Consider the following 14,577-nt stretch of genomic DNA (forward strand, 5'->3'; position numbering starts at 1 on the left):
GTGAGCGAACAGGTGGAAGACGGGGTCGTCGAACCCGCGGCGAAGGAGGGCGAGGGTGTCTGGCGAGTGCACGGCGAGCCGGTCGCCGAGCTCCCGGAGGACCTGTACATCCCGCCGGATGCGCTGGAGGTGTTCCTCGACTCCTTCGAAGGTCCGCTGGACCTGTTGCTGTATCTGATTCGACGCCAGAACCTCGATATCCTCGCCATCCCGATCGCCGAGATCACTCGCCAGTACATGGCCTATATCGAGGTCATGCGCGCCCTGCGCCTCGAGCTGGCGGGGGAATACCTGGTGATGGCGGCCCTGCTGGCCGAGATCAAGTCGCGCATGCTGCTGCCTCGGCCGGCGGAATCCGGCGACGAGGATGCGGGCGATCCGCGGATGGCCCTGATCCGGCAGCTGCAGGAATACGAGCAGTTCAAGACTGCGGCCGAACGCCTGGACGCACTGCCGCGCATGGAGCGCGATTTCTTCGCCGCCGGTGCCGATAACGACGCCCTTGAGGGTCCGCCGCCACCGGCCCCGTCGCTGGACGCCCTGATGGACGCCCTGGCCGCGGTGATGCGGCGGGCCAGTCTGAACGCCCATCACCATGTGGCGACCGAGCAGCTCTCGGTGCGCGAACACATGACCCGCCTGCTGCACGAGCTCGACAGCGAGGCCTTCACCGACTTCGTCACGCTGCTGGAACGGGCCGAAGGACGCCAGGGCGTGGTGGTGTCGTTCCTCGCGATCCTGGAGCTGGCCAAGTCCGGGCTGGTGGAATGGGGGCAGGGCGAGCCCTACGGCCCCATCCGCCTGCGCCGACGCGGCGGCGACGCCTGAGCGGCCGCCCGGCCGGGGCCTTTTCCGCAGGTGGCCTTTCCCGGGGCCTCCGTGCCCCGGACCTCAGCTCGCGCGATGGGTGGACGTCGCGCCGCGATCGAACGCGCCTTCGTACAGGCGCAGCAGGGCGGGGATCACGAACAGCACCAGCAGGGTCGCCACCGCCAGCCCGAACACGATGGAGATCGCCATCGGGATCAGGAACTGGGCCTGCACCGAGCGCTCGAACAGCAGCGGCGTGAGCCCGGCAATGGTGGTGACCGAGGTCAGGATGACCGCGCGCAGGCGCTGGCAGGAGGCCTCGATGATCGCCTCGCGCAGGGCCAGCCCGCTGTCGCGCAGGCCCTGGTAGAAGCTGACCAGGATGATCGAGTTGTTGACCACGATCCCGGTCAGGCCGAACAGGCCGAACATCGACAGGATGGTCAGCTCCACCCCGAGGATCCAGTGGCCCAGCAGCGCGCCGAGGATCCCGAACGGGATGATGGCCATCACAATCAGCGGCCAGCCCCATGATGCGAACACCCAGGCGAGGACGATGTACATCAGGCCCAGTGCCAGCACCAGTCCGGTGCGCATGTCGGCGAAGGTCTCCTCCTGATCCGCGGCGCGGCCCTCGAACGACCATTCGACCCCGTGGCGCTCGGCGACCTCGTCCAGCGGTCCTTCCTCCAGCGCGGCGCGAATCCGCGCGGCGTTGTTCACCGAGCGGTCGACCTCGGTGGAGACCTCGATCGCCAGTCGGGTGTCGGCGTGGCGCAGGGTCTCGAAGCCCGGTCGCGGGGTCAGCTCCGCGACGTTCTCCAGCGGCGCCAGATCGCCGTCCGGCAACCGGATCTGCAGGCGATCGAGGCTTTCGGTGGCATGCCGCTCGGCATCCGGCAGCCGGACCCGCACCTCGACCTCTTCCAGACCGTCCTGGTAGAGCTGGGCCAGGTGGCCGTCGTAGGCGGCGCGCAGCTGGGTGCCCAGCTGTTCGGTGGTCAGGCCCAGTGCGCGACCTTCGGGCAGCAGACGGAACGCGAGCTGCTCGCGCCCGAACGGGGTGTCGTCCTGGGTGGCGAAGGTCCCCGGGAATTCGTCGAACAGGTCGGCGACATCCAGCGCCGCGTCCTTGAGGGCGTGGGGGTCATCGCCGGTCACCCGCACCTCGAGGTCGCGGCCCGGCGGGCCGGTCTGGCGTTCGTCGATCGAGAAGGTCTCGATCCCGGGCGCCTCGCGCACGTTGTCCTGCCAGGAGCGGATGAACTCGCGGTTGCGCACGTCGCGGTCCTCGGGCGAGATCAGCTCGACCTGGATGGTGCCGAACTGATCGCCCTCGGGGGCGTTGCCGTCGCCCGGGTCGATCCCGCGCCCCAGGCGGGTCACCGAGGCCCGGACCAGTCCGCCGCCCAGCTCCTCGTCGGTCCTTTCCAGCGCCTCTTCCGCGTGTACCAGGAATTCCTCCACCCGTTCGGGCGGCGTGCCGGCCACGAAATTGACCCCGGCATTGACGATGGTGCCCTCGGGGGAAGGGAAGAAGGTAAAGCCGATTCGTCCGGAGGCGGCCAGGCCGATGGCCAGGATCAGGGCCCCGACCGCCAGGGCGAGGGTGACTCCCGAGTGGTCCACCGCGCGGGTCACGGCGCTGCGGAACGCCCCGTTGCGCAGGCGTTCGAAACCGTTGTCGAACCGCGCCCGCAGGCTTCCGGCTGCGGGCTCTTCGAGGCGGTTCATCACGCCCTGGAGGTGGGCCGGCAGGATCAGGAAGGCGATCAGCAGGGTGGCGATGATCACGCAGATCACCACCAGCGGGATATCGAACAGGATATTGCCGATCACGCCACCGATCAGCATCAATGGCATGAATGCCGCCACCGTGGTCAGCGAGGCGGCGACCACGGGGCCGACCATGCGCTGAGCCCCCTGACGCGCGGCGCGGCTGGCTGACAGTCCGCGCTGGTGCAGGCTGTAGGCGTGTTCGGAGACCACGATCGCGTTGTCGACGATGATCCCCAGCGACATGATGAAGCCGAACAGCGACATCATGTTGATGGAGCCGCCGACCAGCCACAGGACCACGAAGGCCGCGGTGAACGCGATGGGGATCCCGAGTGCCACGCGCAGGGCGATGTGGCGGTTGAGGAACAGGAACAGGATGCCCAGCACCAGCAGCAGGCCGCCGGCGCCGTTCTTCAGCAGCAGGGTGATGCGTTCGGACAGCAGTTCCCAGAAGGCGTCGGTCTGCTGCAGCTTGACCCCCGGGGGCAGGGTGGCCTCGGTGCGTTCCAGCCACTGTTCGAGGATGCGGGCCGACTCCAGCGCATCACCGGTCTCGCTGCGCAGCAGTTCCATCTCGATCGCGCGGGTGCCCTGGGAACGTGCACGTACCTGGCCATCGCGCGGTCGCAGGTCGATGTCGGCGATGTCGCCCAGCAGGATGCGGCCGTATTCGGTGTTGCCCTGCAGGATCAGGCGTTCGAAGGAGAGGATGTCGCGCGCCTGCTCCAGGCTGCGCAACTGCCGGGCGGTGTCATCGCGGCCCACCGATCCGGCCGGCATGTCCTGACTCATGCCGCTCACGGCCGCACCGATATCCTCCAGCGTCATGTCGAGCCGATACAGGCTGGAGGTCGGCACCTGGATGGCCATCTCGTCTTCGGTCAGGCCGGTGAATTCGACCCGCGCGATCCCCGCATCCAGCAGTTCGCGTTCGAACTGGCGTGCCAGGGTGCGCAGCTGTACGGGATCGTCGGGGCCGGTGATCAGCAGGCGCGAGACGGGCTCGTAATTGATGACCTGATTGACCACCGGGGTTTCGGCCTCGGCGGGCAGGTTGCGCTGCTGGTCGACCCGGTCGTTGACCTGTTCCAGCGCGTGGGTCATGTCTGCGCCGGGTTCGAACTCCAGGGTGACGGTGGCCACACCCAGGGCCGAGGTGGAGGTCATCTCGCGCAGATCGTCCACCGTGCGCAGGTCCTGCTCCAGCGGGTCGGTGATCGCCTGCTCCACGTCCTCCGCGGCGGCTCCGGACCATTCGACCTGCACGGTGATGATGTCGAGATCGAAATCCGGGAAGAACTGCGAGTTGAGCTGGTTGAGCGCGTAGGCGCCGGCCAGCAGCATCAGCGCGATCAGCAGGTTGGCTGCCAGGCGATGTTCGAGGAACAGCCGGATCGGGCCGCGGCCGCCGCCGGTCTCCGAGTCGTCCCCGGCCGGCGCTCCGCCCGGCATGGGCGCGGAGGTGTCACTCATCGCTGCTGCCCTGCTCGGTGATGTCCGGTTCGCCCTCGCGCACGGCTTCGGCCGCGGAGGGCAGGTCCTCGTCGTCCTCGACCTCCACGCGCAGGCCGTCCACCGCGTTGGGCAGACGGGTAGCGACCAGGACGTCGCCGGATTCGATCTCGGACTGGCGGATCAGGGCCAGGGTGTCGCCGGCCTTGCTGCGGTATTCGCCCAGGCGCTCGACCGTGAGCGACTGCAGGCGCCCGTCTTCCACCCGAAACACCCTGTCGCGGCCATACAGCGCCTCGAACGGGACGACCAGGCTGTCAGCCTCCTCGGGGAGGTGCAGATCCAGTTCGAGGAAACGGTTGAGTCCCAGAGAGCGCCCGCCGTCCACGACCCGGAACACCCCGTGCGAGCCGCTGGCACCACTGCGGGTTTCGCCCTCGATGCGCTCCAGTTCGGTGGTGATATCGCGCCCGCCAGCATGGGTCACGGCCCGCAGCGGTTGATCCTCCGCCAGCAGGGTCTCCAGCCGCGTTTCCAGATCCAGCGGCAGGCCTGCACGGATCTCCAGGTCGTCGAGGTTGAACAGGCGCACCAGTTCGTCGCCGTCGCGGGCGCGTTCGCCCGGCGAGGTGCGCACGCTGACCACGCGGGCGTCGAACGGCGCGCGGACCTCGGTGCGCTCGAGATCCAGCGAGGCCTGTTCGGCGGCGGCCCGGGCACGGTCCAGACGGGCCTCGGCCGCCGCCAGGCGCATGGGAGCGTCGGCGACCGCTTCTTCGCGGTTCTGGACCGTCAGCTCGGCCTGCTCGAGACGTTCCCGCGCGTCATCGACATCGCTGTCCGAACCCATGTCGCGTTCGCGAAGGTCCCGAGCACGTTCCAGTCCGCGGCTTGCGATGTCGCGCAGTTCGCGTTCGCGCACCAGCGCCTCGCGGTCGAAGCGGGCGCGCAGCTGTTCGCTTTCCAGCGCGCCTTCGAGCTCGTCAGCCTCCGCGCGTGCCTGGCGCAGGGCGAGCTGCGCCTCGGCCGGATCGATGCGGACCAGCAGGTCGCCCTCGCGGACCGTCTGCCCGTCGCGCGCGGGAACCTCCGTCACATCGCCGCGGACCGCCGCGCGCAGGGTCGCGTCCTGGGCCGAGCCGCTGCGGCCGTACAGCACCACCGAGGGATGATGGGTCCCGGGTTCGGCGACGAAGCCACGCACCGGCCAGGCGCGTTCCTCACCCTCGGGGGCGGGCGCCTCGGGACCGGTGGCACGCAGGATCAGGAAGCCGACCACGCTGAGGGCGAGGATCAACAGGGGGATGAGGGCACGGCCGACTCGCGGCATGACACGGGACATGCAGTTCTCGCTCGGGTCCTGGATTGAGGCGGACGCCGGCGGGCGGGCGTCCGGACCTTGGAGAGCCGGTCCGGGGCGAAGTTCCTCGCCGAGTCAACCGGCGTGTCGCGGCCGGCATGGCTGACCCGGACCGCGTGTCGCAGTGTATCACCGCCAGTGCGCGGCCTGCAGCGCCGGGCCTCAGGCGAGATTGTATCGGTGAAGCTTGCGCCAGAGGGTCGTGCGGTCGATCCCGAGGCTGCGGGCCGCACGCGTCCGGTTGCCGTTATGTGCGGCGAGGGCCTGGCGCAGGCGGCGGGCCTCGTCCGGCTCGCCGGCGGTCGAGGAGTCGGGGCCGGCGGGGATCGGATCCGGAAGCCCAGGGGGTCCCTCCGCGCGGTGCGCCCGCGCCCGCGGATCCGGAGTAGGGGAATGCCCCGGAGGGCGGTTCTCGGGGAGGGGGAAGTCCTCTACGTAGCCGGTGTCCTCCGCGTGGAGCTCGAGACAGGCGAACACGTTTTCCAGCTCGCGAAAATTGCCCGGCCAGGAGTGGTTCTCGAGCTTTTTCCGCAGGGCCGGCGCCAGTCGGAGGCCGTGTTCGGCGATGAAGTGGTCAAGGGTGGCGGCCAGGTCAAGCGGGCGCGAGCGCAGCGGTGGAAGTTCCACCGTGGCCACGGCCAGCCGGTAGAACAGATCGGCACGGAACTGTCCGGTGTCGACGCGCCCCTGCAGATCCTGGTTGGAGGCCGACAGGATCCGTACGTTCACGCGTCGGGTAATGTTCTCGCCCACCCGTTCGAATTGCCCGTCCTGCACCGCGCGCAGCAGCTTGGACTGCAGCCGCAAGGGGAGCTCGCCGATCTCGTCGAGAAACAGCGTGCCGCCGTCGGCGCTCTCGAATCGTCCCTCACGATCGGCGACGGCCCCCGAGAAGGCGCCGCGTACGTGGCCGAACAGCTCCGATTCCAGCAGTTCTTCGGGGATGGCCGCGCAATTGACCTCCACGAACGGCCCGTTTGCGCGCGGGCTGTAGGCATGGATCCCGCGGGCCAGGCGCGTCTTGCCGGTTCCGGACTCACCCAGCAGCAGCATGCGGATGTCGCTGCCGGCGGCCCGGCGGGCGAACACCATCTGATGATGGCAGATCGGGTCGGCCGAGCGGAATTCGGCCGGAAGTCCTTCCCCTTGATTCATTTTCATCGCACGCCTCATCGCCGGGGCCCGGCTGGAGTATGGCAGCGGTGTTGCAACGGCGCCAGAGGTGTTGCAACAAAAAATTTTTCGTCTTAACAGATGCTTATATTCAGATATCGAGAATCCGGTTGTTGCAACACCTTGAGATGCAAGCTTTTTGATTTTTCATTAATTCATTGACATATAAGCCTATTCAAATATTGGCATGCACGTTGCTTGTGTCCCGGCGTGCTTTTCTCTACAACAATAAAAACAGCCCGAAGCGGGGCAGCTCAGGGGGAGGTTCGAATGGCGTCGTTGCGAAAGGTTGTTCCGGTGATCTGTGCAATGCTCATGACCGGCACGGCGGCGGCCCAGACTGGCTGGGCGCCGGAAGCCACGCCTCGTACCGCACCTGCCGAGACCACCGGGGTCCACATTGCGCAGCCGCTGGAGGCCGAACGGCGCACTGTATCTGGAACCGTGATCCCGTTTCGCGAAGTCACCCTGCGTGCGCAATCGGGCGGACGCGTGGTGTCGGTCGAGGGTGAGGAGGGTGAACGCTTCGAGACGGACGAGAAGGTGGCGGCGATCTCCGACGAGCGCCTGCAGGCGCAGCGCCAGGCGGCTCTGGCCGAGATGCGGACCACCGAGGCTGCGATCCGTGAGGCCCGCATGCATTTCGACCGGGAGGTGATCTCGCCCCGATCAGAGGACATCGGCCAGATGCCCGGCATGGGGATGCCCGCGATGATGGACCAGATGATCACACGCGACATGGGGCAGTTCATGGGCTTTGGCGATCCAACGCTGGATCGCACCACGGACCTTTTCTCCCGGCATATCGGCGTGGATCAGGCGCAGGCGCGCTGGGAACAGGCCCGCGCTCGTGTCGAGGAACTGGACGTGGCGCTGGAGGAGACCCGCTCGCGGGCCCCGTTTGACGGCGTGATCATGCACAAGCACGTCGAGCCGGGCGATACGGTACAACCCGGACATCCGCTGCTGACCATGGGGTATCTGGACTATCTGCGGGTGGAGGCCGCCGTTCCGGTGCGGCTGGTGCGCCAGCTGGAGGTGGGGGACATGGTGGCGGTCACGCTGGATGGAGAGGACGAGGAAATCCAGGCACGCGTATCGCGCATCTTCCCGCTGGCCGATCCGCATCGTCACACCGTCACCGTCAAGTTCGACCTGCCGCAGGAGGTCCGCGCGGGGCCCGGCATGTATGCCGAGGTGCACCTGCCGGGCGACGCGGTCCGGGACGACCGGGTGGTGATCCCGGAAAGTGCAATCATCCCGGGCGGGGCGCTGCCGCGCGTCGCGGTGCTGGGCGACGATGATCAGGTGCGCATTCGGACCGTCCGTCTGGGTGCGGCCCGCGACGGGGGCGTGGTGGTGACATCGGGGCTGCAACCCGGGGCTCGGGTACTGAGCAACCCGCGTACGCGGCACTGATGCCCGTCGGACGATAATAAGGATAAATCGGCGACCCATGAGCGACCACAATCCCCAGAACCCCCAGGATCCGGGCGGCCACGGCACGGATCCCGGCATTGCCGGGCGCATGGCCCGGGCCTTTGTCCATTCCCCGCTGTCCCCGCTGTTGCTGCTGGCCAGCATCGCGATCGGGATCCTGGGGCTGATCGTCACCCCGCGACAGGAGGACCCGCAGATCTCGGTCCCGATGGTCGACATCATGGTCGAGTATCCGGGGGTACCGTCCGAACAGGTCGCCAGCCTGGCCGCACGGCCGCTGGAACGCCTGATGAGCGAACTGTCGGGTGTGGACAACGTGTATTCGGTGTCGCAGCGCGGCGAGGCAATGGTCACCGTGCAGTTCGACGTCGGTGAGGAGATGGAATCCTCGGTGGTGAAGGTCCACGACAAACTGATGTCGAATCGGGATCTGATGCCCCCGGGCGTCAGCGAACCGATGGTGCGGCCCAAGGGCGCGGATGACGTGCCGGTGGTCACGCTGACCTTCTGGTCCGACGAGGTGGATGACGCGATGCTGCGTCAGATTGCCCTGGACGCGAAGCAGCAGCTCAACGAGGTTCCGGATACGGCGCAGAGCTTCGTGGTCAGCGGGCGCGAGGAAAAACTGCGCATCGAGGTGCAGCCCGAACGTCTGGAAGGCTACGACATCACCCTGGACCAGATCGCCGGGGCGGTGCAGCAGGCGAACTCGGAACGCGGAGCGGGGGCGATCGAGAGCGGCGGGCGGCACATGTCGGTGCATACCGGTGCGTTCCTGACCAGTGCGGAAGACGTCGAACGCCTGCTGATTTCGGTGGACGACGGACGGCCGGTGTATCTGCGCGATGTGGCGGAGGTCACCTATGGCCCGGGCGAGGTGGACCGCTTCGTGCGGCACTACTCCGGTCCTGCGGCTCTGGAGCCGGATGCGGCCGCGGACGGGGCCGCGGCGGTGACGCTGGCCATCGCCAAGAAGCCCGGCAGTAACGGCGTCACGGTCGCCGACGGAGTGCTGGAACGTCTGGATCGCATGAAGGGGGACGCGATACCCGACAACGTGGGGGTGGAGGTCTCGCGCGATTACGGCAAGACGGCCAACGAGAAGGTCAACGAACTGATCTTCAAGTTGTTCGTCGCGACCTTTGCGGTGACCCTGCTGGTGGCGCTGTTCCTTGGATTGCGCGCCGCGCTGGTGGTGCTGATCGTGATCCCGGTGGTGATCCTGTTCACCGTCTTCAGCGCCTGGGTGCTGGACTACACCATCGACCGGGTCAGCCTGTTCGCGCTGATCTTCGCGATCGGGATCCTGGTGGACGACGCGATTGTGGTGGTGGAGAACATCTACCGCCGCTGGTTGATGAAGGGCGACCTGGATTCGGATACGAACGTGGATGCGGTGCGCGAGGTCGGCAACCCGACGATCCTCGCGACCTTCACGGTGATTGCCGCGCTGCTGCCGATGGGGTTCGTCTCCGGGATGATGGGGCCGTACATGCAGCCGATCCCGGTGCTGGGTTCGGTCGCGATGCTCTTCTCCCTGGTCGCGGCCTTCGTGTTCACGCCGTGGCTGACCCAGCGCCTGCGGCCCAGCATGGATTATCTGGAGAAGGCGACCGACAAGGAGCACCGCCAGGCCGAGCGGCTCGGGCGTTTCTTCCGCTCGGTAATCCCCGGCCTCGTTGACAACCGGGCCCGTGGCTACGCCTTCCTGGCCGGGATCGTGGTGGTGTTCTTCCTGATGGCGAGTCTGTTCTACACCACGGATGTCCGGGTGAAGATGCTGCCGCTGGACAACAAGCCCGAATTCCAGGTGATGATCAACTTCCCCGAAGGGACGGCGCTGACCGAGACCGCCAGTCTCGCGGACGCGATGGCCTCCGAACTGCGTGAATTCGAGGAAGTGACCGGCCTGCAGTCCTATGTCGGCACGGCCGCACCGTTCAACTTCAATGGCCTGGTGCGTCACTACTACCTGCGCCAGGACCCCTGGCTGGGTGACATTCAGGTCCAGCTGGTGGACAAGGGCGACCGTGCCCGCACCAGCCACGAGATCGCGACCGAGGCACGCGAACTTCTGACCCCGCTGGCCCAGCAAGCTGGTGCCCGGATCGAGGTGGTCGAGATGCCACCGGGCCCCCCGGTGCTGCAGTCCGTGGTGGCCGAGGTCTACGGGCCGGACGCCGAAACCCGCCGGCAGGTTGCGCGCGATCTGGAGGAGATGTTCCGCGGGGCCGAGCACATCGCGGACGTGGACAGCTTCCTGCAGGCCCCGCACAACGTCTGGCATTTCGACGTGGACCGCGACAAGGCGCTGCGTCGTGGCGTGACCGTGGACAGCGTGAATCGCACCCTGGAGGCCGCCATCGGTGGTCAGGTTCTGGGCGACATCAAGGCCCGCTCGCTGGTCGAGCCCCATCTGATCGAAATGCGCCTGCCGCACGGGACCCGTTCCGACATCGGACGCCTGGAACAGCTTCCGGTGGCCACCGGGCAGGGGGGCACGGTGAGCCTGGGAGAGCTGGGCCGTTTCGTGGAGCGCCCGCAGGATGAACCGATTTATCACAAGAACCTGCGGCCGGTGGAGTACGTAACCGGCGAGGTGGTGGGGCGTCTGGCAGCCCCGGTCTACGGCATGCTGGAGGTCGAGGAGCAACTTGCAGACTACGAGCTGCCCGACGGCAGCAAGGTCCAGCCGCACTGGCTGGGTCCGCCCCCCAACGACGGCTCCACCGCTTTCGAATGGGCCGGCGAGTGGACGGTGACCTACGAGACCTTCCGCGACATGGGCATCGCCTTTGCGATTGCTCTGATCCTGATCTACATGCTGGTGGTCTGGGAGTTCGGCAACTTCGTGCTGCCGGGCATCATCATGGCCCCGATCCCCCTGACCCTGATCGGAATCATTCCCGGTCACTGGCTGTTCAATGCCGAATTCACCGCCACCTCGATGATTGGCTTCATCGCACTCGCCGGGATCATCGTGCGCAATTCCATATTGCTGGTCGATTTCGGACGTCAGGCCGTCGACGAGGGCCACGATGTGCGCGAGGCCATGATCCTCGCCTGCCAGGCGCGGACCCGTCCGATCATCATCACCGCGTTCGCGTTGCTGGCCGGTTCCAGCGTGATCCTGTTCGACCCGATCTTCCAGGGCATGGCGATCTCGCTGATGTTCGGGACCATCGTGGCCACACTGCTGACCCTGCTGGTGATCCCGCTGGGTTGTATCTCCGGGCGTCGTGCGTTCGGTCGTTCCTCGCCGGACGGGTCGGACGGCGGGGCGGTCTGCGCCGCCCCCTCAGCGGGCGGCGACACCGCCACGCGCAGCGACAACCCCTTCGGTCCGGCCGAAGGCGGGCCGGTGACTCGTGGCGTGCAGTATCTGGGCCTCTACCTGCGCTGCCTCGGGGCGGCCTTCCTGGAGGGCCTGCGCGATCTTTGGCGCGCGCTGATCGCGCTGCTGAAGCGGCGTGGCGGCGGGGGGCCGCCGCCCTCGGGTCCGCAGGGCGGGCCCGGGGGCGGGCCGTCCGCAGGCCCGCGCCCGGGATCCGGTCCGGATTCGGGATCGGGATCGGGGTCGGGGAAGCACGGTCAGGCCGATGCGGGGAACGCGTCCGAGACGGCCGAAACCGCGGATGCCGCGGCCCCAAAATCCGGCTCCGGAGCCGATAAGGAGCCCGACCCGGAAAAGAACAAGCCTGCGACGCAACAGAGCAGCACGACCGCGGGGATGGCCGCGGAGGATAGCGGCCCGGCGGAGATCCCGGATACGTCGAACACGGCCGGCACCGGTCCCAAGGGCGGGTCGGCGGCCGGGCGCAAGCGACGCGGGATTCGACTCAAGTAGGCGCGAAAGGCGTCAACGTTCACTGCAAGAGCCTCAAGGAGGTTGATGATGAAGAAGCGTTTCAATGCACGAATGCTGGGTCTGGCCATGGCCGGCGCCGCAATGGTCTCGATGACCGCACTGGGCACGGTGCAGGCCGAAGAAGAGACCGGTGCGGGGCAGGGCCCGGCCGCCCAGCAGGCCCCGGTCCCCGGTCCGTGGGGATCGCACGCGCCGTATGGCCATGGCGCGGGTGCCTATCCGGGCGGCGAAATGCTGCAGCGCCGCGATGCCTCCGGTGACTTCAGCTTCGGTATGTCCGGACGCAGCCACGGTCACGGTTATGGCCACGGTCGCGGAGACGGCTACGGACACGGATACGGCCATGGTTACGGGCCCCGTCACGGTTATGGTCCGGGTTATGGCCACGGGCCCGGGATGATGCAGGGTCCGGGGTACGGCCCCGGCATGTATGGGCCGCAGGGCTTTGGCGAGATGCCGGAGTTCGATCCGGATGACCTGCCCGAGGACATGCCGGAAGAGATGCGCGAGCGCATCAAGAAGCAGCATGCCGAGCGCCAGGAACGCATGGAAGAGATGCAGGCCATGCATGAGGCGCGCATGGAAGCGATGCAGAAGGGTCGCGAGGCCTACATGGAAGAGATGGAGCGCCAGCGTGAAATGCGCATGGAACAGATGGAGGAACGGCGCGACGACGGGGGCTACTGAGGCCCTGACGCATGGGAGCGAGGCACATGGCGATCGGAGGTGATTCCGCGGACGGGGTACGGCCAGTGGCGTGGCGGGTGCTGATAGCAGCGCTGGTCACTGTCGGGCTGGCCCTGACGGCGGTATCGGCCGAGGCGCGGGAGCGACACAACCCGTGGTCGGCCCAGCCCCACGACCCTGCCGACGTACGTGAATCCGGTCGATTCGGCGGGCATGTACCGCCGTCGGCAGGAACGTTCGCCCCTCCGGGTTTCGATCCGGGGCGTCGGGAGGTTGAAGAGCCCCGCCATGTGCAACCTCGGGACCCGCGTCCGTATTCGCGGGAAGCGCCCGGCTTCGGGCCGGAAGGCCATGGGCCAGGTCCGTACGGGTATGGCGCACCCTCGGGTGCGCCGGGATATGGATTTCCGTTCTTTTTCAGCCCCTGGAGCCAGGGGATGTGAGTCGCCTGTCTGCGGACAGGATGCCGGTGCGTGATCGCCCTCCGCGCACGGGTGGCAATATGGTGAGGGCAGGTCTCCGAGAGGAGGAGGTAATACTATGAGCAAGTTTCTGAAAGCAGCCGTTCTTGCGGCATCCATGGCCGGTCTGGCCGCTGCCCCGATGATGGCTTCCGCGCAGTGGGGCGGGCCGGGTTATGGCGGTCCGGGCTACGGTGCGCCGTACGGTCCGGGTTACGGCTACGGTCCGGGCTACGGCGGGATGCCGTTCTTTGGCCGCGGCCACAACGTGGGTGACATGTTCGGCGACATGATGGGCGATTTCGACTTCTCCGCCCGCGGTCGCGGCCATGGTCACGGTTACGGCCACGGTCGTGGTGACGGCTATGGCTACGGTCGTGGCTACGGCTACGGTCCCGGCTACTATGGCCACCCCGGTTACGGCTATGGCCCCGGTTATGGTCCGGGCTACGGTCCGCAGCAGGGCATGCCGCAGCAGCAGGAAGAGCAGTAACCGTAGCAGCAAGCACGGGTCCGCCCGTGTAAAACCTGGCTGCCCGGTTCGCCGGGCAGCCCTCTTACGAATTCAAGGGATCCGGGAGCCGCGATGCTGACGGTAGTGGCCAACCTCAAGGGGGGTACGGGCAAGAGCACGGTAGCCTTCAACCTCGCGTTGTGGCTGCTGGCGAAGGGCCGGCGCGTGCAGGCCGTGGACCTGGATCCACAGAGGACACTGGTCGATGTGCTGGAGGTGCGGGCCGAGGAGGGCTACCTCCCGGCACTCGCCTGGTCCACTGACCCGGAGGACGCGCTGCAGCGTCGCGGGAATGACGAACACTGTCTGGTGGATGTCGGTCCATCCGCGATGGACGTCCTGATGCGGATGGTGGAGCAGGCGGACCGGGTTCTGATACCGGTACCGCCGAGCCAGGCCGATGTCTGGTCCACGCATCGATTCGTGCGCGAGATCCAGGAGCGTCGCGGGGCGCGCACCGGTGATGACGCCGGAATCGAGGTGTTCATCAACCGCGCCGATACGCATCAGTTCGTGCGCGAGACCGAGGAGACCGCCGAGGCGCTGAGGCAGATCGAGGGAATCCGTTTTCTGCGGCCGCGGCTCAAGCAGCGCACCGCCTTCCGTCGGTCGTTCAGCGAGGGACTGGCCGTCAACGAGCTGGAGCCAGCGGGCAAGGCGGCAGAGGAACTGGATCGACTGGCTCGCGCGATCTTCGGCGAACAGGTCTGAATCGGCAGGACAGAAGGCGCGGGACGGTCCCGCCGCCGAACGGGATGAGGTGATACATGGGAGCAGGTGAACAACAGCCGCGCCGCGGTTTCATCAACCGGTACTGGGTGCTGATCGTGATCATCCTCTGGCTGATCGCCTGGTCCGCCCGCGACTGGCTCGCCCCGGCGGAATCCGAGCCCGCGGCTGATGCCAATGGCGAGGTCATCGCGGAAGAACGAGCCGAGTCCGAAGCCGAGCGGGAGGAGGTCAAGCGGGAAGAGGCCGAGCGGGAAGAGGCCGAGCGGGAAGAAGCCGAGCGGGAAGAAGCCGAGCGGGAAGA

At 67.4% G+C, this 14,577-nt stretch carries 8 protein-coding genes and 2 pseudogenes; 7 read left to right on the forward strand and 3 right to left on the reverse strand.

From position 1 onward, the window contains the following. The gene (locus D571_RS0104150) at nt 1–828 is read left to right on the forward strand and encodes a ScpA family protein (RefSeq protein ID WP_018935413.1); all 828 of its coding nucleotides are present in this window, start codon (nt 1–3) and stop codon (nt 826–828) included. A gap of 63 nt (nt 829–891) precedes the next feature. Here D571_RS0104150 and D571_RS0104155 read toward each other — a convergent pair whose 3' ends face one another. The 3 genes and pseudogenes from D571_RS0104155 to D571_RS0104165 all read right to left on the reverse strand — a co-directional run. Next, nucleotides 892–4,062 (reverse strand): efflux RND transporter permease subunit, encoded by a 3,171-nt coding sequence (locus D571_RS0104155; RefSeq protein WP_026287566.1) that lies wholly within the window; start codon nt 4,060–4,062, stop codon nt 892–894. Beyond that, entirely contained in the window at nt 4,055–5,371 is a 1,317-nt protein-coding gene (locus tag D571_RS0104160; protein ID WP_026287567.1) for an efflux RND transporter periplasmic adaptor subunit, read from the reverse strand. Before D571_RS0104160 ends, D571_RS0104155 begins: the two co-directional genes overlap by 8 nt. 192 nt (nt 5,372–5,563) lie before the next feature. Next, a pseudogene (locus D571_RS0104165) lies at nt 5,564–6,490 on the reverse strand (sigma-54 interaction domain-containing protein); the annotation flags it as partial. A 393-nt stretch (nt 6,491–6,883) separates the two neighbouring features. On the opposite strand from D571_RS0104165, the gene D571_RS0104170 reads away from it, so the two are divergent. The 6 genes and pseudogenes from D571_RS0104170 to D571_RS13555 form a co-directional block, all read left to right on the forward strand. Continuing rightward, nucleotides 6,884–7,993: an efflux RND transporter periplasmic adaptor subunit gene (locus D571_RS0104170; RefSeq protein WP_018935417.1), complete on the forward strand. Its 1,110-nt coding sequence runs from the start codon at nt 6,884–6,886 to the stop codon at nt 7,991–7,993. 37 nt (nt 7,994–8,030) lie between these two features. Further along, nucleotides 8,031–11,861: an efflux RND transporter permease subunit gene (locus D571_RS0104175; protein WP_018935418.1), complete on the forward strand. Its 3,831-nt coding sequence runs from the start codon at nt 8,031–8,033 to the stop codon at nt 11,859–11,861. A gap of 48 nt (nt 11,862–11,909) precedes the next feature. After that, nucleotides 11,910–12,569: a hypothetical protein gene (locus tag D571_RS0104180; RefSeq protein WP_018935419.1), complete on the forward strand. Its 660-nt coding sequence runs from the start codon at nt 11,910–11,912 to the stop codon at nt 12,567–12,569. 540 nt (nt 12,570–13,109) lie between these two features. Continuing rightward, nucleotides 13,110–13,523, forward strand: a complete 414-nt coding sequence (locus D571_RS0104185; RefSeq protein ID WP_018935420.1) for a sulfur globule family protein — start codon at nt 13,110–13,112, stop codon at nt 13,521–13,523. Nucleotides 13,524–13,616: 93 nt separating this feature from the next. Continuing rightward, nucleotides 13,617–14,255 carry a division plane positioning ATPase MipZ gene (locus D571_RS0104190; RefSeq protein WP_018935421.1) on the forward strand — a complete coding sequence of 213 codons (639 nt, stop codon included), beginning with the start codon at nt 13,617–13,619 and terminating at the stop codon, nt 14,253–14,255. 56 nt (nt 14,256–14,311) lie between these two features. Continuing rightward, nucleotides 14,312–14,577: pseudogene (locus tag D571_RS13555) on the forward strand (hypothetical protein); the annotation flags it as partial.

This window comes from Thioalkalivibrio sp. ALJ24, from assembly GCF_000377785.1.
Classification (GTDB): Bacteria; Pseudomonadota; Gammaproteobacteria; order Ectothiorhodospirales; family Ectothiorhodospiraceae; genus Thioalkalivibrio.

Bases quoted from the DNA above. Each gene is read 5' to 3' on its own strand.
- D571_RS0104155 (WP_026287566.1), bottom strand. From the start codon at position 4,062: ATGAGTGACACCTCCGCGCCCATGCCGGGCGGAGCGCCGGCCGGGGAC.
- D571_RS0104160 (WP_026287567.1), bottom strand. From the start codon at position 5,371: ATGCCGCGAGTCGGCCGTGCCCTCATCCCCCTGTTGATCCTCGCCCTC.
- D571_RS0104170 (WP_018935417.1), top strand. From the start codon at position 6,884: ATGCTCATGACCGGCACGGCGGCGGCCCAGACTGGCTGGGCGCCGGAA.
- D571_RS0104175 (WP_018935418.1), top strand. From the start codon at position 8,031: ATGAGCGACCACAATCCCCAGAACCCCCAGGATCCGGGCGGCCACGGC.
- D571_RS0104180 (WP_018935419.1), top strand. From the start codon at position 11,910: ATGAAGAAGCGTTTCAATGCACGAATGCTGGGTCTGGCCATGGCCGGC.
- D571_RS0104185 (WP_018935420.1), top strand. From the start codon at position 13,110: ATGAGCAAGTTTCTGAAAGCAGCCGTTCTTGCGGCATCCATGGCCGGT.
- D571_RS0104190 (WP_018935421.1), top strand. From the start codon at position 13,617: ATGCTGACGGTAGTGGCCAACCTCAAGGGGGGTACGGGCAAGAGCACG.